This window comes from Escherichia sp. WS3063, assembly GCF_046486595.1.
Classification (GTDB): Bacteria; Pseudomonadota; Gammaproteobacteria; order Enterobacterales; family Enterobacteriaceae; genus Escherichia; species Escherichia coli.
Genome location: NZ_JBJQKY010000036.1, coordinates 1 through 18,086 on the forward strand (window position 1 = coordinate 1; position 18,086 = coordinate 18,086).

The window sequence follows — 18,086 nt, forward strand, 5'->3', positions numbered from 1 at the left end:
TCCGCTGCATGAATCTACGCAACAGGTTGAAAACCTAAGGCCCGATACGGCATGCGGACTGCAGGCAGAGAAAACTGGCCGATTTTCTCTGCACAGGAGGGATAATACAAGACCCGATTATACTCGGTCAGACTTTTCGCCAGTTGAATGCGCCAGTGGATGAACGCCCGTTGTGGCCAGATACCGGTAAACAACATTGCCAGTAAAGAGCCGAGGATCACATCGCCGCTTCGCCACAACGCCGTATCAATTTCACCTGTCGGGGAACCCACAACAATTGCCAGCGTCACCCCAATCAATAATCCTTGATACGGTTTCTTGCCCAGCGCCAGCCAACCGCAAAGAAACATCGCCGCCGCGCACCAGACTAACATCAGCGGTAACGAAATTAACTCCAGTTGCAGAGCGATAAGACCTAAAATCGAACCCAACACCGTACCGCCAATACGTTCGAAGGCACGAGGGACAACGTTACCCCAGAACGAGATTGGCCCCATAATCACCACCATGGTGACCAGCGGCCAGGTACTTTCCGGGATAGTAAACAGGCGGATAATGAGAAAAGTGAGCAGGAATGCCAGCGCGACCCGAGTACCATGCACAATGCGGTAATGGCGGTATACCCGGATTTCAAACGGGCTTAATGACTTATCGGCACGCACGCAGAAACTCCGTAATGAAGATTAAAAGCGCTCATAACTCATCTGTCGGCCAGAAGGCGCGCCTCTGAATTATCCGACGGACATACCGGGAACAGTGTAATTTCCCGGCAGGAGCGAAAAAATTGAAAGGCGCATCTTACTCTTTTCGCTTTCAAAAAAAGAGTGGTCATCGCGTTAACACACCGCCCTGAGATGAATTAGTGATGTTTTGGCTGCACCGCAACATACATTTCGATATCCCAGTACCCATCTTCCGCGCCATTGTTCAAGTAAACCTCGAAGCAGGGCTTTGGTAACATTTCATAGGCACTGTCCTGCAAGAGGCTATTAAAGAACTGATACCAGGGTTTAGCAAAATCATCACCGACTACACGAGCCACCGCCACCGCATACTGACCACCTGAAATTTCTGTCAGAATGACGCCCTCACTGTTTTCGGGGAGCGTAAAGTTATTCGGTACCGTCACGACGGTGTCGCAGCGTAATTTTTCGGCGGGTGTTTCATCTGGATTGTCGTAATAGACAGCAACCCACTCCTTCGGCACAATATTTTTGCTATCTATCCACATCATCAACTGCTCAAAACCTTTCTTTACCGTCTGCTCCCACGGGCCAACAAGATGGAAACCTGCAACGGTACGTTTATCTTCCTGCTTAATCTCGTAGTTCATGACGCCTCCATTAACACTGTTTTTATATACAGTATAGTTGCAATATTAAAACCACAAGGAATGAGTGTTGATTATGCGAGCAGACTCGCACTCCTGCCAGTCTGCTGCAAAAGAAAGGTCAGGCCTTATGGTGGAAATAATCACTCAGCCGGGAAAACATGCTGCCTTCCCCGACAGATTCCAGGGTAACCAGCGGCCAGTGCGCCACCTGTTTATCACGGTCGTAAAGTTCAATTTCCCCTACCCGCTGATGGGCGCTAATTGGCGCGGTGAGTTCTTTACCATCAAGGGTATATTTGGCTTTGATATGTGGAATTTCGGCTTTCGGTAGCACCATCCAGAACTCTTGTTCCGTTCCCAGGGCGATATTTTCTTTATCGCCATACCAGATGCGTTCCGTACCAACCTTTTTCCCACGGTGCAAAATTTGCACCGTAGTAAAGTTTTGTTGCCCCCAACGCAGTAATTTTCTTGCCTCTTCCTCACGACCTTTTGCGCTGTCAGCCCCCATTACCACTGCAATGAGACGACGCTGCCCATCTACAGCCGAAGCAATGAGATTAAACCCGGCACCAGAAGTATGACCCGTTTTCAGGCCGTCAACATTCATGGTTTTATCCCACAATAACCCGTTACGGTTTTGCTGGGTGATACCGTTCCAGGTGAGGCTTTTCTCACTGTACATATGATAAAACTCGGGCTCGCCGTGGATGATAGCGCGAGAAAGCACAGCTAAATCATAAGCCGAGCTATGCTGGCCAGGTGCATCCAGACCATGCACTGTTTCAAAATGCGTATCCTTGAGATGCAGCTTCTCGGCATAGTTGTTCATCATTTCAACAAACTGCCGTTGCCCACCGGCAATATAGTCAGCCAGAGCAACACAAGCGTCATTTCCGGAATCCACAATTAAACCACGGCTTAAATCACGTACCGATACGCGATCGCCCTCTTTCAGAAACATCAGTGAAGAACCGACAAACACCGGATTATCTTTCGCCCACGCATCGCGCCCCACGGTGACAATATCGTCTGGCGTAATGCGATGACTATCGATAGCACGATCCACGACATAGCCCGTCATCAGCTTTGTCAGGCTGGCGGGATTGCGCTGTTGATGCTCATTACCCGCGGTGAGAATCTGACCGGTGGTGTAATCCATCAATACCCAGGACCCGGCATGAATCTCTGGAGGCTGAGGTGAAAAAGGAATGTTTTCCGCCGCAAAACCAGACGATAAATTAAAAACGAACAAAGAAGCAGCAATAATAAGACGGCGTTTCAACAGCAAACCCTCAGGTGTTTCAAATAGCTGTTCTTTTTACGGAAATACTTATGAACTGGCTGGAATAAAGTGCAAGAAAATGTGACTACTATCTCATTTTTATCTGACATGATCTGTTGCCACTCGCTGCCAAATTGTCGCGCTAAAGCTGATTAGCACGGTGATATTTGATACTCTGGCAGACAGCAGAAACAACGGATTTAACCTAATGATGAATGACGGTAAGCAACAATCTACCTTTTTGTTTCACGATTACGAAACCTTTGGAACGCACCCCGCGTTAGATCGCCCTGCACAGTTCGCAGCCATTCGCACTGATAACGAATTCAATGTCATCGGCGAACCCGAAGTCTTTTACTGCAAGCCCGCGGATGACTATTTACCCCAGCCTGGAGCAGTATTAATTACCGGTATTACCCCGCAGGAGGCACGGGCGAAAGGAGAAAACGAAGCCGCGTTTGCCGCCCGTATTCACTCGCTTTTTACCGTACCGAAGACCTGTATTCTGGGCTACAACAATGTGCGTTTCGACGACGAAGTCACACGCAACGTTTTTTATCGTAATTTCTACGATCCTTACGCCTGGAGCTGGCAGCATGATAACTCGCGCTGGGATTTACTGGATGTTATGCGTGCCTGTTATGCCCTGCGCCCGGAAGGAATAAACTGGCCTGAAAATGATGACGGTCTACCGAGCTTTCGCCTTGAGCATTTAACCAAAGCGAATGGTATTGAACATAGCAACGCCCACGATGCGATGGCTGATGTGTACGCCACTATTGCGATGGCGAAACTGGTAAAAACGCGTCAGCCACGCCTGTTTGATTATCTCTTTACCCATCGTAATAAACACAAACTGATGGCGTTGATTGATGTTCCGCAGATGAAACCCCTGGTTCACGTTTCCGGAATGTTTGGGGCATGGCGTGGCAATACCAGCTGGGTGGCACCGCTGGCGTGGCATCCTGAAAATCGCAATGCCGTAATTATGGTGGATTTGGCAGGAGACATTTCGCCATTACTGGAGCTGGATAGCGACACATTGCGCGAGCGTTTATATACCGCAAAAGCCGATCTTGGCGATAACGCCGCCGTTCCGGTTAAGCTGGTGCATATCAATAAATGTCCGGTACTGGCCCAGGCGAATACGCTACGCCCGGAAGATGCCGACCGACTGGGAATTAATCGTCAGCATTGCCTCGATAACCTAAAAATTCTGCGTGAAAATCCGCAAGTGCGTGAAAAAGTGGTGGCGATATTCGCGGAAGCCGAACCGTTTACGCCTTCAGATAACGTGGATGCACAGCTTTATAATGGCTTTTTCAGTGACGCCGATCGTGCAGCAATGAAAATTGTGCTGGAAACCGAGCCGCGTAATTTACCGGCACTGGATATCACTTTTGTTGATAAACGAATTGAAAAACTGTTGTTCAATTATCGAGCGCGCAACTTCCCGGGGACGCTGGATTATGCCGAGCAGCAACGCTGGCTTGAGCACCGCCGCCAGGTCTTCACGCCAGAGTTTTTGCAGGGCTACGCTGATGAATTGCAGATGCTGGCACAACAGTATGCCGATGACAAAGAGAAAGTGGCGCTGTTAAAAGCGCTTTGGCAGTACGCGGAAGAGATTGTCTAATGTGAAGCCTCCGCCGCTGGTACGGCGGAGGACAATTTTGAGTCAGGCTTTTTGAACGGTGATGCTCCACGTAGCATCACCAATCTGCTGATAATCGGTGATGGCATGTCCTTCTTCTGCCGCCCACTGTGGGATTGCTTCAGTTGCCTGGGTGCAATCAAACTCAATTACCAACTCATCGCCGCTGGCCATTTCTGCCAGTGCTGCTTTTGCTTCTATGAGTGGAAACGGACAGACCTGCGTCACCACATCCAGCTTTTTAATCGCCATCTTTACACCTTACTTAATTTGCCGCAGCAGTTGCCAGTCGCGCCTTACGCTGCGGTCGAACATACACAAGCCAGGACGCAGTCCAGACTCCGAGAATCATAAATACAAGGCCAATCCAGCCCTGCCAGGTCATCATTGCAGTCATTACCAGTCCATTACCGATAGAGCAACCACCTGCAATGCTGGCACCGAAGCCCATCAGTACACCACCTAACCCGCTACGTAATGTTGTTTGTGCATCAGCAGCGCGAACGCGGAACTCACGGCTCGCTTTGGCGGCAATAAATGACCCCACGAAGATCCCTAACACCAGGAAAACGCCCCAGTTAATGTATTTCACGTCACCCGCGACCAGAAATTGCAGAATATTGGCCGTTGGGGAAGTGATGCCTAACCCAAACATACGTCCGGTTGCTTCACTCAGGGGCCAGGCTAAAAGCGCAATCAAACCGATGAGTACAGCTGTGACAAAGGGATGCCAGCGTTTTTCAAACATAATATGAGCGATCCCAGTTCGGCGCGGCGGTAAGGTCGCGACTTTGAGTTTTGGCTTCTTCAACTCTTTCATCACCACCCAGAGCGTTATCACCAGCAAAACGGCAACCAACGGCCACACAGACAAATTAAAAGTCTCAGCAATAGAGTTATGTTCAGTACTGTAGTGCTGCAAGGTTTGATTTAAACCACTGGCATGTGGAGAACGCATCACCGCACTCATCACCATATAAGTGAAAAGCGCGATCCAACTGCCGATCAATCCCTCACCCGCGCGATACCAGGTCCCGGTAGCACATCCACCCGCCAGAACAATTCCCAGCCCGAAGATATACCCACCGATAACAGTGCCAAGCCACGGGAACGCCCCGGCTTCGTAAGTCAGTAGACCCGCCTGAATTAACGCAAAAACCCCCACGCTTTGTACCGAAATTGCAATCAGCAGGGCGTAAAACATGCGATTATTTTTCGCGATATACATATCGCGAAAACCACCTGTCAGGCAAAAACGCCCACGCTGCATGACAAATCCCAGCAGAGCACCACAAATTAGCCCGCTTAATATCATTGAAAACATAAATTAATTAACCAGATGAATGTTAATGAGGAAATTATTCATGACTGGTGGAATGCAGACCAATAACCAAATTCTCTAAATTAGAACAAATGGTTATTAATGAGGATTTCGATAAAAAAGAATAAAAAAACCGGAGCCAAATATTCATTCGACTCCGGTTGATTATTAGAAAAGATGATTATGCTACGTCTTCGTACTGCGGAACCGGGTTACGGAAGCTCTTGGTGACGCAAGCCAGGTAAATCAGACCGATAGCAGCCCAGATCAGACCCAGAACCATTGAGCTTTCTTCCAGGTTAACCCACAGCGCACCAACGGTCAGCGCACCACACATCGGCAGGAACAGATACTGGAAGTGATCTTTCAGCGTCTTGTTACGCTTCTCACGGATCCAGAACTGCGAGATAACCGACAGGTTAACGAAGGTGAACGCCACCAACGCACCAAAGTTAATCAGCGCCGTAGCCATTACCAGGTCGAAGTTGATTGCCAGCAGGGCAATCGCGCCAACCAGGATGATGTTCATCGCCGGAGTACGCCATTTCGGGTGTACATAACCGAAGAAGCTTTTCGGGAATACGCCGTCACGACCCATTACGTACATCAGACGCGCTACGCCTGCGTGCGCCGCCATACCGGACGCCAGTACGGTAATGGTGGAGAAGATCAGCGCGCCAACCTGGAACGCTTTACCCGCAACGTACAGCATGATTTCAGGCTGTGACGCATCCGGATCTTTAAAACGAGAGATATCCGGGAAGTACAGCTGCAGGAAGTAAGTTGCAAAGATGAAGATCATGCCGCCGATCAGCGCGGTCAGGAAAATCGCACGCGGGATCACGCGCTCTGCATCTTTGGTTTCTTCCGACAGGTTGCTGATGCCGTCAAAGCCGGTAAAGGAGAAGCACAGGATTGTCGCCCCGGTAATCATCGGGATAACATGCGCATCGCCAGACCAGAACGGACGAGTGCTCGCCAGCGTACCCGCGCCTTCACCTTCAAATACGCCATAAACAACCATGCCCAGGATCACCGCGATCAGCACTACCTGCAACACGACGATTACAGTGTTGAAGTTCGCTACGGATTTCAGACTACGCAGGTTAAAGGCGGTCATAAAGGCCACCAGCGCCACCACAAACATCCACGATGGAATGGAAGGCACCAGAGCTTCAAAATAGATTTTCGCCAGCAGAATGTTGATCATCGGCGCGAACAGATAGTCGAGCAGAGAAGACCAACCCACCATAAAGCCGACGGTCGGGCTAATGGATTTCTGGGCGTAAGTGTATGCAGAGCCAGCAGAAGGATAGCGGCGGACCAGCTTCCCGTAGCTCAGAGCCGTAAACAGGATCGCAATCAATGCGAACGCATAGGCTGTCGGCACATGACCATCCGTGAGGCCTGAAACGATACCAAATGTATCAAACAGCGTCATCGGCTGCATATAGGCAAGACCCATCATTACAACCGGAACTAACGTAAGCGTTTTACGCAATTCCACGCGAGAGGTGTTTGGAGTAACGTTATGCGACATGGTCATTCTCCTTTACGGTGATAACCGTCGCGTAAGCAAAAAATTGCCCCATTTTTTTGGATTCCTCAGCGACAACAACTGTCGATTTTTAGTAAATATCTATCCGGTACGAAGCCCGGCCTCTTGGTATGAATGATTGGTTTGAAGCAAAAAATAACCGACGCTAATTAAACGTCGGTTTTTAGTCATTTTTTGACAGCGGCGCATTGTGCCTAAATGGGGGGGAAATGACAAGAGAATGAGAGGCTTGTCATAATAATTTTTCTTTAAATGGCTGATTTTCCGTCATCAGATTTTGCATAAACACCGGCGATCGCACTATTTGCTAAAATCTCGTCTCGCCACCAGGCGCTGGCAAGTCCTGCGGTCTGTTCGTTCCAGCCAATCCAGACAGGTTCAAAGAGAGTTTGGGCGACCACTTTCTTCTCGATTAACGCGCCACTATCGAGAAAACGTTGCGCCAGATAACGGGGTAAATAGCCGCAGCCGAGGCCGCTAATTTGCAGCTCCAGCTTGGTTTTAAAATCGAAAACGGTAATGGCTTCTTGTTCGTCGAGAAGTTGCGAGGCCGTAGAAGCGCCGGCCTGCGCAGTATCCCCTACCACAATCGCCCTATATTGCTTAATGATACGACGGTTTAACGGTTCTTCTTCCTGGGCTAACGGATGATGGGGCGCGACCGCAAAGACTTGTTCAAGATCGCCCAACCGCGAGAAACCAAACTCACTGGAAGATGGTGGCTCATGCATCGCGCCAACAATAATATCCGCTCGTCCCTGAGTCAGGGCATCCCAGGAACCACCGAGCACGCCATTGATAAACTTCAGGCGCGTCACGCTATGATGTTGATAAAAAGCTTCAATAAGTGGCGCGAGAAGAGAAAAAGGGAAGGTATCGTCCACGCCAATCACCAGCTCGTTTTCCCAGCCTTCATGCAGTTTGATCGCCTGCTTTTCCAGTTCTCGCACGGTATGCAGAACTTCCCTCCCTTTCTCTAATAACATTTTTCCGGTGCGGGTGAATTTAGCGCGGTGTCCGCTACGATCAAGCAATTGAATATTAAGGTCGCTTTCCAGCTTGTGAACGGTGTAACTCAGAGCGGACGGCGTCTTGTAGAGTTTGGCCGACGCCGCCGCAAAACTGCCCTCTTTTTCTAAGGCATCGAGGATCATCAACACATCCAGCAGTGGTTTCATACACGCCCCCTTGCAGTGCATGCGGCGTCCTGCTGGCGTGATCGTTTACTCCAGCGGCATTACCAGCGGATCGGGATACTGGTATTCAAATCCCAGTTCATTACAAATCCGACTGCCATCAATAATCTTACCTTTTCCGCTGTCCAGACTATTTCTGAACTGCGGAGGCTCCAGCCCCAGTAAACGGGCCATCTGCGGATAGAAAACATTACGCGCAGGGTGAGCTGGCGCACATATATTATAGATGTGTCCGCCTTTAGGTGCCTGTAACAACAGGGTGATAGCGCCAATAACATCTTCTAAATGGACTAAATTGACACCATGTTCACCATCAGGGGCGGTTTTTCCGGCAAAGAAGCGTCCCGGATGACGTCCCGGTCCGACCAGGCCCGCAAGACGCAGAATATCGACCGAAGTACCGGGTAAATTGTGCAGCCAGTCTTCGAGTTCTTCTAATACTCGTCCACTGTTGGTTACCGGATTACGCGGGGTGGTTTCTTTCACCGTGCCTTGCGCGTCGCCATAGACAGATGTTGAGCTGGTAAAAATAATGCGGGGAATACGATGGGCCAGCGCGCTATCTACTAACTCTTGTACCGCTTGTAAATAGAACTCATCGCCGGGGCCGCTACGACGTGCCGGAAGCGTAATGACCAGCGCATCGGCATCCATCAGGGCATCCAGATCGTCAGAATCGCAAACTAACTCAGGCTCCATGCGAAGCAGATAGCTATCAATCCCACTCATTCGGGCCGCTTCGACACCATCTTGTGTGGTTTTACTCCCGGTGACTTGCCAGCCTCGCGCTGAAAGTGACATCGCCAGCGGCATGCCTAACCACCCTAACCCGACAATTGCGACCTTTTTCATCCGTTATCTCCTGATACACCTTAGATCTATAAGGCTACGCTAGCGTATCAAAACTGACAATTCATTCTATGAATGAAATCGAAACTGTTAGCAAATATACAATTGCCTGATGTGCTCCGCTTATCAGTCCTACAAAAACATCAATACATTGAATTTAGGCAATATTTGTAGACCTGATAAGGCATTCACGCCGCATCCGGCAGGAACAAAGCCCACTTTAGTTACAGAACACAATGTTCTTGAGGGTTTTAAAGACATATTTTCACGATTACTTTTTTAACGTAGCCACTCCTGGCCCCCTCCTTTCCCCGCTCATTCATTAAACAAATCCATCGCCATAAAATATATAAAAAAGCCCTTGCTTTCTAACGTGAAAGTGGGTTAGGTTAAAAGACATCAGTTGAATAAACATTCACAGAGACTTTTATGACACGCGTTCAATTTAAACACCACCATCATCACCATCATCCTGACTAGTCTTTCAGGCGATGTGTGCTGGAAGACATTCAGATCTTCCAGTGGTGCATGAACGCATGAAAAAGCCCCCGGAAGATCACCTTCCGGGGGCTTTTTTATTGCGCGGTTGATAACGGTTCAGACAGGTTTAAAGAGGAATAAGAAAATGACAGACAACTCTCGTTTACGCATAGCTATGCAGAAATCCGGCCGTTTAAGTGATGACTCACGCGAATTACTGGCGCGCTGCGGCATTAAAATTAATCTTCACACCCAGCGCCTGATCGCGATGGCAGAAAACATGCCGATTGATATTCTGCGCGTGCGTGACGACGACATTCCCGGTCTGGTAATGGACGGCGTGGTTGACCTTGGGATTATCGGCGAAAACGTGCTGGAAGAAGAGCTGCTTAACCGCCGCGCCCAGGGTGAAGATCCGCGCTACTTTACCCTGCGTCGTCTGGATTTCGGCGGCTGCCGCCTTTCGCTGGCAACGCCGGTTGATGAAGCCTGGGACGGCCCGCTCTCCTTAAACGGTAAACGTATCGCCACCTCTTATCCTCACCTGCTCAAGCGTTATCTCGACCAGAAAGGCATCTCTTTTAAATCCTGCTTACTGAACGGTTCTGTTGAAGTCGCCCCGCGTGCCGGACTGGCGGATGCGATTTGCGATCTGGTTTCCACCGGTGCCACGCTTGAAGCTAACGGCCTGCGCGAAGTCGAAGTTATCTACCGCTCGAAAGCCTGCCTGATCCAACGCGATGGCGAAATGGAAGAATCCAAACAGCAACTGATCGACAAACTGCTGACGCGTATTCAGGGCGTGATCCAGGCGCGCGAATCAAAATACATCATGATGCACGCACCGACCGAACGTCTGGATGAAGTCATCGCCCTGCTGCCAGGTGCCGAACGCCCAACCATTCTACCGCTGGCAGGTGACCAACAGCGCGTAGCGATGCACATGGTCAGCAGCGAAACCCTGTTCTGGGAAACGATGGAAAAACTGAAAGCGCTGGGTGCCAGTTCAATTCTGGTCCTGCCGATTGAGAAGATGATGGAGTGATCGCCATGAGCTTTAACACAATCATTGACTGGAATAGCTGTACTGCGGAGCAACAACGCCAGCTGTTAATGCGCCCGGCGATCTCCGCTTCTGAAAGCATTACCCGCACTGTTAACGATATTCTCGATAACGTGAAAGCACGCGGCGATGAGGCCCTGCGGGAATACAGCGCGAAGTTTGATAAAACCACGGTTACCGCGCTGAAGGTGTCTGCTGAGGAGATCGCTGCAGCCAGCGAACGCCTGAGCGACGAGCTAAAACAGGCGATGGCGGTGGCAGTAAAGAATATTGAAACCTTCCACACTGCGCAAAAACTGCCGCCGGTAGATGTCGAAACGCAGCCAGGCGTACGTTGCCAGCAGGTCACGCGCCCGGTGGCTTCAGTGGGGTTGTATATTCCTGGCGGCTCCGCCCCGCTCTTCTCAACGGTATTAATGCTGGCAACTCCGGCGCGTATTGCGGGCTGTAAAAAAGTGGTGCTGTGCTCACCGCCGCCGATTGCCGATGAGATCCTTTATGCGGCGCAGCTGTGCGGTGTGCAGGACGTGTTTAACGTCGGCGGCGCACAGGCCATTGCCGCGCTGGCGTTTGGTACGGAATCTGTGCCGAAAGTGGATAAAATCTTCGGGCCGGGTAACGCCTTTGTCACCGAAGCAAAACGCCAGGTAAGCCAGCGTCTGGACGGTGCGGCGATCGATATGCCCGCAGGCCCGTCGGAAGTGCTGGTGATTGCTGACAGCGGCGCAACGCCGGATTTCGTGGCTTCTGATTTGCTTTCTCAGGCTGAACACGGCCCTGACTCACAGGTAATTTTACTGACCCCCGACGCTGATATGGCGCGTCGCGTTGCCGAGGCCGTCGAACGCCAACTGGCAGAACTGCCGCGTGCCGAAACCGCCCGCCAGGCACTGAACGCCAGCCGCCTGATCGTGACTAAAGATTTAGCGCAGTGCGTAGAGATCTCCAACCAGTACGGCCCGGAGCACCTGATCATTCAGACCCGCAACGCCCGCGAACTGGTCGATGGCATCACCAGCGCCGGTTCGGTATTTCTTGGTGACTGGTCACCGGAATCGGCAGGTGATTACGCCTCCGGCACGAACCACGTGCTGCCGACTTACGGTTACACCGCCACCTGTTCCAGCCTCGGGCTGGCAGATTTCCAGAAACGCATGACCGTGCAGGAACTGTCGAAAGAAGGTTTTTCCGTGCTGGCGTCGACCATTGAAACACTCGCCGCCGCCGAGCGCCTGACCGCCCACAAAAATGCCGTTACTTTGCGTGTTAACGTCCTTAAGGAGCAAGCATGAGCACCGTGACTATTACTGATTTAGCGCGTGAAAACGTCCGCAACCTGACGCCGTATCAGTCGGCGCGTCGTCTGGGCGGTAACGGCGACGTCTGGCTGAACGCCAACGAATACCCCACTGCCGTGGAATTTCAGCTTACTCAGCAAACGCTCAACCGCTACCCGGAATGCCAGCCGAAAACGGTGATTGAAAATTACGCGCAATATGCAGGCGTAAAACCGGAGCAGGTGTTGGTCAGCCGTGGCGCGGACGAAGGCATTGAACTGCTGATTCGCGCTTTTTGCGAACCGGGTAAAGACGCCATCCTCTACTGCCCGCCAACGTACGGCATGTACAGCGTCAGCGCTGAAACCATTGGCGTCGAGTGCCGCACAGTGCCGACGCTGGACAACTGGCAACTGGACTTACAGGGTATTTCCGACAAGCTGGACGGCGTAAAAGTGGTCTATGTTTGCAGCCCCAACAACCCCACCGGGCAACTGATCAACCCGCAGGATTTTCGCACCCTGCTGGAGTTAACCCGCGGTAAGGCGATTGTGGTTGCCGATGAAGCCTATATCGAGTTTTGCCCGCAGGCATCGCTGGCTGGCTGGCTGGCGGAATATCCGCACCTGGCTATTTTACGCACACTGTCGAAAGCTTTTGCTCTGGCGGGCCTTCGTTGCGGATTTACGCTGGCAAACGAAGAAGTCATCAACCTGCTGATGAAAGTGATCGCCCCCTACCCGCTCTCGACACCGGTTGCCGATATTGCCGCACAGGCGTTAAGCCCGCAGGGAATCGTCGCCATGCGCGAACGGGTGGCGCAAATTATTGCAGAACGCGAATACCTGATTGCCGCACTGCAAGAGATCCCCTGCGTGGAGCAGGTTTTTGACTCTGAAACCAACTACATTCTGGCGCGCTTTAAAGCCTCCAGTGCAGTGTTTAAATCTTTGTGGGATCAGGGCATTATCTTACGTGATCAGAATAAACAACCCACTTTAAGCGGCTGCCTGCGAATTACCGTCGGAACCCGTGAAGAAAGCCAGCGCGTCATTGACGCCTTACGTGCGGAGCAAGTTTGATGAGTCAGAAGTATCTTTTTATCGATCGCGATGGAACCCTGATTAGCGAACCGCCGAGTGATTTTCAGGTGGACCGTTTTGACAAACTCGCCTTTGAACCTGGCGTGATCCCGGAGCTGCTGAGGCTGCAAAAAGCGGGCTACAAGCTGGTGATGATCACTAATCAGGATGGTCTTGGAACACAAAGTTTCCCGCAGGCGGATTTTGATGGCCCGCACAACCTGATGATGCAGATCTTCACCTCGCAAGGCGTACAGTTTGATGAAGTGCTGATTTGTCCGCACCTGCCCGCCGATGAGTGCGACTGCCGTAAGCCGAAAGTAAAACTTGTGGAGCGTTATCTGGCTGAGCAAGCGATGGATCGTGCCAACAGTTATGTCATTGGCGATCGCACGACCGACATTCAACTGGCGGAAAACATGGGCATTAATGGTTTACGCTACGACCGCGAAACACTGAACTGGCCGATGATTGGCGAGCAACTCACTAAACGAGACCGTTACGCCCATGTAGTGCGTAACACCAAAGAGACGCAAATTGACGTCCAGGTGTGGCTGGATCGCGAAGGTGGCAGCAAGATTAACACCGGCGTGGGATTCTTTGATCACATGCTGGATCAGATCGCCACCCACGGCGGTTTCCGCATGGAAATCAACGTTAAAGGCGACCTCTATATCGACGATCACCACACCGTCGAAGATACCGGCCTGGCGCTGGGGGAAGCATTAAAAATTGCCCTTGGCGACAAACGCGGTATTTGCCGCTTTGGTTTTGTACTGCCGATGGACGAATGCCTTGCCCGCTGCGCGCTGGATATCTCTGGTCGCCCGCACCTGGAATATAAAGCTGAATTTACCTACCAGCGCGTGGGCGATCTCAGCACTGAAATGATCGAGCACTTCTTCCGTTCACTCTCTTACACCATGGGCGTGACGTTGCACCTGAAAACCAAAGGTAAAAACGATCATCACCGTGTAGAGAGCCTGTTCAAAGCCTTTGGTCGCACCCTGCGCCAGGCCATCCGCGTGGAAGGCGACACCCTGCCCTCGTCGAAAGGAGTGCTGTAATGAACGTGGTGATCCTTGATACTGGCTGCGCCAATTTGAACTCGGTGAAGTCAGCCATTGCGCGTCACGGTTATGAACCCAAAGTCAGCCGTGACCCGGACGTGGTGTTGCTGGCCGATAAACTGTTTTTACCCGGCGTTGGCACCGCGCAAGCGGCGATGGACCAGGTGCGTGAGCGCGAGCTGTTTGATCTCATCAAAGCCTGTACCCAACCGGTGCTGGGCATCTGCTTAGGGATGCAACTTCTGGGGCGGCGCAGCGAAGAGAGCAACGGCGTCGACTTGCTGGGCATCATCGACGAAGACGTGCCGAAAATGACCGACTTTGGTCTGCCGCTGCCGCATATGGGCTGGAACCGCGTTTACCCGCAGGCAGGCAACCGTCTGTTTCAGGGGATTGAAGACGGCGCGTACTTTTACTTTGTTCACAGCTACGCAATGCCAGTCAATCCGTGGACCATCGCCCAGTGTAATTACGGCGAACCGTTCACCGCGGCAGTACAAAAAGATAACTTCTACGGCGTGCAGTTCCACCCGGAGCGTTCTGGTGCTGCTGGCGCTAAGTTGCTGAAAAACTTCCTGGAGATGTGATGATTATTCCGGCATTAGATTTAATCGACGGCACCGTGGTGCGTCTCCATCAGGGCGATTACGGCAAACAACGCGATTACGGTAACGACCCGCTGCCGCGCTTACAGGATTACGCCGCGCAGGGTGCCGAAGTGTTGCATCTGGTGGATCTGACCGGGGCAAAAGATCCGGCTAGACGTCAAATCCCGCTGATTAAAACCCTGGTCGCGGGCGTTAACGTTCCGGTGCAGGTTGGCGGCGGCGTGCGTAGCGAAGAAGACGTGGCGGCGTTACTGGAAGCGGGCGTTGCTCGCGTGGTGGTCGGCTCCACCGCGGTGAAATCACCAGAAATGGTGAAGGGCTGGTTTGAACGTTTTGGTGCCGATGCCTTAGTGCTGGCACTGGATGTCCGTATCGACGAGCAAGGCAACAAGCAGGTGGCAGTCAGCGGCTGGCAAGAGAACTCGGGCGTTTCACTGGAACAACTGGTGGAAACCTATCTGCCCGTCGGACTGAAACATGTGCTGTGTACCGATATCTCGCGCGACGGCACGCTGGCAGGCTCTAACGTTTCTTTATATGAAGAAGTGTGCGCCAGATATCCGCAGGTGGCATTTCAGTCCTCCGGCGGCATTGGTGACATTGATGATGTGGCGGCCCTGCGTGGTACTGGCGTGCGCGGCGTAATAGTTGGTCGGGCATTACTGGAAGGTAAATTCACCCTGAAGGAGGCCATCGCATGCTGGCAAAACGCATAATCCCTTGTCTCGACGTTCGTGATGGTCAGGTGGTGAAAGGCGTACAGTTTCGCAACCATGAAATCATTGGCGATATTGTACCGCTGGCAAAACGCTACGCCGAAGAAGGTGCAGACGAACTGGTGTTCTACGATATCACCGCTTCCAGCGATGGCCGTGTGGTAGATAAAAGCTGGGTATCTCGCGTGGCGGAAGTGATCGACATTCCGTTCTGCGTGGCGGGTGGGATTAAGTCTCTGGAAGATGCCGCGAAAATTCTTTCCTTTGGCGCGGATAAAATTTCCATAAACTCGCCTGCGCTGGCGGACCCGACGTTAATTACTCGCCTGGCGGATCGTTTTGGCGTGCAGTGTATTGTGGTCGGTATTGATACCTGGTACGACGCTGAAACCGGTAAATATCATGTGAATCAATATACTGGCGATGAAAGCCGCACCCGCGTTACTCAGTGGGAAACGCTCGACTGGGTAGAAGAAGTGCAAAAACGCGGTGCCGGAGAAATCGTCCTCAACATGATGAATCAGGACGGCGTGCGTAACGGTTACGACCTCGAGCAGCTGAAAAAAGTGCGTGAAGTTTGCCACGTCCCGCTGATTGCCTCCGGTGGCGCGGGCACCATGGAACACTTCCTCGAAGCCTTCCGCGATGCCGACGTTGACGGCGCGCTGGCAGCTTCCGTATTCCACAAACAAATAATCAATATTGGTGAATTAAAAGCGTACCTGGCAACACAGGGCGTGGAGATCAGGATATGTTAACAGAACAACAACGTCGCGAACTGGACTGGGAAAAAACCGACGGACTTATGCCGGTGATTGTGCAACACGCGGTATCCGGCGAAGTGCTAATGCTGGGCTATATGAACCCGGAAGCTTTAGACAAAACCATCGAAAGCGGCAAAGTCACCTTCTTCTCGCGCACTAAACAACGGCTGTGGACCAAAGGCGAAACGTCGGGCAATTTTCTCAATGTGGTGAGTATTGCCCCGGACTGCGACAACGACACGTTACTGGTGCTGGCGAATCCCATCGGGCCAACCTGCCACAAAGGCACCAGCAGCTGCTTCGGCGACACCGCTCACCAGTGGCTGTTCCTGTATCAACTGGAACAACTGCTCGCCGAACGTAAATCTGCCGACCCGGAAACCTCCTACACTGCCAAACTGTATGCCAGCGGCACCAAACGCATTGCGCAGAAAGTAGGCGAAGAAGGCGTGGAAACCGCGCTGGCCGCGACGGTACATGACCGCTTTGAGCTGACCAACGAGGCATCTGATTTGATGTATCACCTGCTGGTGCTGTTGCAGGATCAGGATCTGGATTTAACAACGGTAATTGAGAACCTGCGTAAACGGCATCAGTGAGTGGCGTGCTGAGCAGGTGTGATGTTGTTGTCACACCCGGAGCCATTACCCGATGCGCAAGCTTATCGTGCCTACACATTATCTCAACACACGTAGGCCGGATAAGATGCGCCAGCATCGCATCCGGCAAAAAAAACGGGCATGGTGTCACCACCCTGCCCGTTTCTCTTAAATGCACAATAATATTATTTCGCGTTGTAATTACGCAGCGCGTTACGCCCAAGCACAATCCCCGCGCCAACCATGCCGCCCAGCAGCACTGCCAGAATCAAGGTAATTGCCTTTTTCGGACTATCGCGACGAATAGGTAACGTCGGTTTCATCACATAACGGTAAGCATGAATATCAAGATCATCAACCTTTAAGCTTTCGATATCAAGCAGGTTTTGACGAGTCTGATAGTAGTTTGGTGAGAACACCAACGGACGGGTCGCCTCATGCTTAATCATCGACTCCAGCGCTTCGCTCCCCAAAAGGAACAACGTATCTTGTGTGATATCTTCGCCAGTCTGTTGAATCTGCGGTTTTGTCACCTGCGCCTGATTCGCATACTGCAACGCTTCCTGAATCTGACGGATACGCAGATCTTTCTGCTCCTGCGCAACCACTTCCTGCGTTCTTAAAGAGTCCTGCAAGTTTTTCCGTCCCAGAGCAATGTTGTCCTTGAGATCCTTTTCTAACTCTTGATTCACTTTATCGTCAACTTGCTGAATGTATTGGGCCAACTTCATTTGTGCGCCCTCTGCAGTTTGCCCAACATAAGAAACAGTCAATGGTAATTGCTGGTTCTTAACAGAAGGTTCGATGGTAAGTTTTTCTGGTTCTTCCTGATTATCCAGCGTTTCTGCTAATGCAGAGAAGGCAGAACTGAAGCGACCAATTAACGTCTCCTGCAAATCCGATACTTTCGGTGCAGCCTGACCATAGATAACATTCATGGCATTGTTATAGCCAGCAATTTGCCCCACATCGGGCTGAGTGATAATTGCTGTTGACGTCCATTTCTCCTTCGCTACTGCCAAATATCCAATAGCCAGGGCAATAGCCACAATGACGGAAATGATGATTGTCATCTTGCCACGCCACAACTGCACTAGTAAATCAATCAAATCAATCTGTTCCGGGTCATGGTTTTGCCCAGAAACATTATTATTTTCTACTCTCATCATTACCCTAACTGACGGAAATTTCCAAGTCCGCATAGTTTAGCGATAATCCTCATGAATGCTAT

General features: G+C 51.4%; 19 protein-coding genes, 1 pseudogene and 1 other annotated feature. Of the genes and pseudogenes, 10 read left to right on the plus strand and 10 right to left on the minus strand.

The window, feature by feature from the left end:
• Positions 1–110 precede the first annotated feature (110 nt).
• The 3 genes and pseudogenes from ACJHYW_RS22960 to dacD form a co-directional block, all read right to left on the minus strand.
• Positions 111–662: pseudogene (locus tag ACJHYW_RS22960) on the minus strand (FUSC family protein); the annotation flags it as partial.
• Between the two features lie 197 nt (positions 663–859).
• A complete protein-coding gene (sbmC, locus tag ACJHYW_RS22965) occupies positions 860–1,333 on the minus strand; it encodes a DNA gyrase inhibitor SbmC (protein WP_001105376.1) in 474 nt (157 codons plus the stop codon).
• 118 nt (positions 1,334–1,451) lie between these two features.
• Positions 1,452–2,618: a serine-type D-Ala-D-Ala carboxypeptidase DacD gene (gene dacD, locus ACJHYW_RS22970; RefSeq protein WP_001296209.1), complete on the minus strand. Its 1,167-nt coding sequence runs from the start codon at positions 2,616–2,618 to the stop codon at positions 1,452–1,454.
• A gap of 208 nt (positions 2,619–2,826) precedes the next feature.
• On the opposite strand from dacD, the gene sbcB reads away from it, so the two are divergent.
• Positions 2,827–4,254, plus strand: a complete 1,428-nt coding sequence (sbcB, locus tag ACJHYW_RS22975) for an exodeoxyribonuclease I (protein WP_000980557.1) — start codon at positions 2,827–2,829, stop codon at positions 4,252–4,254.
• A 42-nt stretch (positions 4,255–4,296) separates the two neighbouring features.
• Here sbcB and tsuB read toward each other — a convergent pair whose 3' ends face one another.
• The 6 genes from tsuB to ACJHYW_RS23005 form a co-directional block, all read right to left on the minus strand.
• Positions 4,297–4,524, minus strand: a complete 228-nt coding sequence (gene tsuB / locus ACJHYW_RS22980) for a thiosulfate utilization sulfurtransferase TsuB/YeeD (RefSeq protein ID WP_061092870.1) — start codon at positions 4,522–4,524, stop codon at positions 4,297–4,299.
• A 13-nt stretch (positions 4,525–4,537) separates the two neighbouring features.
• Entirely contained in the window at positions 4,538–5,596 is a 1,059-nt protein-coding gene (tsuA, locus tag ACJHYW_RS22985; RefSeq protein ID WP_061092869.1) for a thiosulfate utilization transporter TsuA/YeeE, read from the minus strand.
• Between the two features lie 178 nt (positions 5,597–5,774).
• Positions 5,775–7,133, minus strand: coding sequence for a putrescine/proton symporter PlaP (gene plaP, locus ACJHYW_RS22990; protein ID WP_000019197.1), 1,359 nt, complete (start codon positions 7,131–7,133; stop codon positions 5,775–5,777).
• Entirely contained in the window at positions 7,123–7,185 is a 63-nt protein-coding gene (yoeI, locus tag ACJHYW_RS22995; protein WP_010723108.1) for a membrane protein YoeI, read from the minus strand. The genes plaP and yoeI overlap by 11 nt, the downstream gene beginning before the upstream one ends.
• Positions 7,186–7,399: 214 nt before the next feature.
• Entirely contained in the window at positions 7,400–8,329 is a 930-nt protein-coding gene (locus tag ACJHYW_RS23000; protein ID WP_000803363.1) for a LysR substrate-binding domain-containing protein, read from the minus strand.
• 45 nt (positions 8,330–8,374) lie between these two features.
• Positions 8,375–9,199 (minus strand): SDR family oxidoreductase, encoded by an 825-nt coding sequence (locus ACJHYW_RS23005; RefSeq protein ID WP_000754737.1) that lies wholly within the window; start codon positions 9,197–9,199, stop codon positions 8,375–8,377.
• A 426-nt stretch (positions 9,200–9,625) separates the two neighbouring features.
• Between ACJHYW_RS23005 and hisL the strand changes: the two genes are divergently transcribed.
• The 9 genes from hisL (at position 9,626) to hisIE (ending at position 16,855) form a co-directional block, all read left to right on the plus strand.
• Positions 9,626–9,676: a his operon leader peptide gene (gene hisL, locus ACJHYW_RS23010; RefSeq protein ID WP_001364200.1), complete on the plus strand. Its 51-nt coding sequence runs from the start codon at positions 9,626–9,628 to the stop codon at positions 9,674–9,676.
• Positions 9,652–9,775 (plus strand) — a sequence feature (His leader region). It overlaps the preceding gene by 25 nt.
• 46 nt (positions 9,776–9,821) lie before the next feature.
• Entirely contained in the window at positions 9,822–10,721 is a 900-nt protein-coding gene (gene hisG / locus ACJHYW_RS23015) for an ATP phosphoribosyltransferase (protein ID WP_000131756.1), read from the plus strand.
• A gap of 5 nt (positions 10,722–10,726) precedes the next feature.
• Positions 10,727–12,031 carry a histidinol dehydrogenase gene (hisD, locus tag ACJHYW_RS23020; protein ID WP_061092868.1) on the plus strand — a complete coding sequence of 435 codons (1,305 nt, stop codon included), beginning with the start codon at positions 10,727–10,729 and terminating at the stop codon, positions 12,029–12,031.
• Positions 12,028–13,098: a histidinol-phosphate transaminase gene (gene hisC / locus ACJHYW_RS23025; RefSeq protein WP_000108989.1), complete on the plus strand. Its 1,071-nt coding sequence runs from the start codon at positions 12,028–12,030 to the stop codon at positions 13,096–13,098. Before hisD ends, hisC begins: the two co-directional genes overlap by 4 nt.
• Complete coding sequence (gene hisB, locus ACJHYW_RS23030; RefSeq protein ID WP_000080125.1) at positions 13,098–14,165, plus strand: bifunctional histidinol-phosphatase/imidazoleglycerol-phosphate dehydratase HisB; 1,068 nt, start codon at positions 13,098–13,100, stop codon at positions 14,163–14,165. Before hisC ends, hisB begins: the two co-directional genes overlap by 1 nt.
• The gene (hisH, locus tag ACJHYW_RS23035; protein ID WP_001103560.1) at positions 14,165–14,755 is read left to right on the plus strand and encodes an imidazole glycerol phosphate synthase subunit HisH; all 591 of its coding nucleotides are present in this window, start codon (positions 14,165–14,167) and stop codon (positions 14,753–14,755) included. The genes hisB and hisH overlap by 1 nt, the downstream gene beginning before the upstream one ends.
• The gene (gene hisA / locus ACJHYW_RS23040) at positions 14,755–15,492 is read left to right on the plus strand and encodes a 1-(5-phosphoribosyl)-5-[(5-phosphoribosylamino)methylideneamino]imidazole-4-carboxamide isomerase (RefSeq protein ID WP_000586472.1); all 738 of its coding nucleotides are present in this window, start codon (positions 14,755–14,757) and stop codon (positions 15,490–15,492) included. Before hisH ends, hisA begins: the two co-directional genes overlap by 1 nt.
• A complete protein-coding gene (hisF, locus tag ACJHYW_RS23045; RefSeq protein WP_000880175.1) occupies positions 15,474–16,250 on the plus strand; it encodes an imidazole glycerol phosphate synthase subunit HisF in 777 nt (258 codons plus the stop codon). Before hisA ends, hisF begins: the two co-directional genes overlap by 19 nt.
• The gene (gene hisIE, locus ACJHYW_RS23050) at positions 16,244–16,855 is read left to right on the plus strand and encodes a bifunctional phosphoribosyl-AMP cyclohydrolase/phosphoribosyl-ATP diphosphatase HisIE (protein ID WP_000954893.1); all 612 of its coding nucleotides are present in this window, start codon (positions 16,244–16,246) and stop codon (positions 16,853–16,855) included. Before hisF ends, hisIE begins: the two co-directional genes overlap by 7 nt.
• Positions 16,856–17,040: 185 nt before the next feature.
• On the opposite strand, the gene wzzB is transcribed toward hisIE, so the two are convergent.
• On the minus strand, positions 17,041–18,021 hold the full coding sequence (gene wzzB, locus ACJHYW_RS23055) for an LPS O-antigen chain length determinant protein WzzB (protein WP_001350693.1): 981 nt from the start codon (positions 18,019–18,021) through the stop codon (positions 17,041–17,043).
• Positions 18,022–18,086: the final 65 nt, after the last annotated feature.

Coding starts and splice junctions, on each gene's coding strand:
- sbmC (WP_001105376.1), bottom strand. CDS start 1,333: ATGAACTACGAGATTAAGCAGGAAGATAAACGTACCGTTGCAGGTTTC.
- sbcB (WP_000980557.1), top strand. CDS start 2,827: ATGATGAATGACGGTAAGCAACAATCTACCTTTTTGTTTCACGATTAC.
- tsuB (WP_061092870.1), bottom strand. CDS start 4,524: ATGGCGATTAAAAAGCTGGATGTGGTGACGCAGGTCTGTCCGTTTCCA.
- tsuA (WP_061092869.1), bottom strand. CDS start 5,596: ATGTTTTCAATGATATTAAGCGGGCTAATTTGTGGTGCTCTGCTGGGA.
- plaP (WP_000019197.1), bottom strand. CDS start 7,133: ATGTCGCATAACGTTACTCCAAACACCTCTCGCGTGGAATTGCGTAAA.
- ACJHYW_RS23000 (WP_000803363.1), bottom strand. CDS start 8,329: ATGAAACCACTGCTGGATGTGTTGATGATCCTCGATGCCTTAGAAAAA.
- ACJHYW_RS23005 (WP_000754737.1), bottom strand. CDS start 9,199: ATGAAAAAGGTCGCAATTGTCGGGTTAGGGTGGTTAGGCATGCCGCTG.
- hisG (WP_000131756.1), top strand. CDS start 9,822: ATGACAGACAACTCTCGTTTACGCATAGCTATGCAGAAATCCGGCCGT.
- hisD (WP_061092868.1), top strand. CDS start 10,727: ATGAGCTTTAACACAATCATTGACTGGAATAGCTGTACTGCGGAGCAA.
- hisC (WP_000108989.1), top strand. CDS start 12,028: ATGAGCACCGTGACTATTACTGATTTAGCGCGTGAAAACGTCCGCAAC.
- hisB (WP_000080125.1), top strand. CDS start 13,098: ATGAGTCAGAAGTATCTTTTTATCGATCGCGATGGAACCCTGATTAGC.
- hisH (WP_001103560.1), top strand. CDS start 14,165: ATGAACGTGGTGATCCTTGATACTGGCTGCGCCAATTTGAACTCGGTG.
- hisA (WP_000586472.1), top strand. CDS start 14,755: ATGATTATTCCGGCATTAGATTTAATCGACGGCACCGTGGTGCGTCTC.
- hisF (WP_000880175.1), top strand. CDS start 15,474: ATGCTGGCAAAACGCATAATCCCTTGTCTCGACGTTCGTGATGGTCAG.
- hisIE (WP_000954893.1), top strand. CDS start 16,244: ATGTTAACAGAACAACAACGTCGCGAACTGGACTGGGAAAAAACCGAC.
- wzzB (WP_001350693.1), bottom strand. CDS start 18,021: ATGAGAGTAGAAAATAATAATGTTTCTGGGCAAAACCATGACCCGGAA.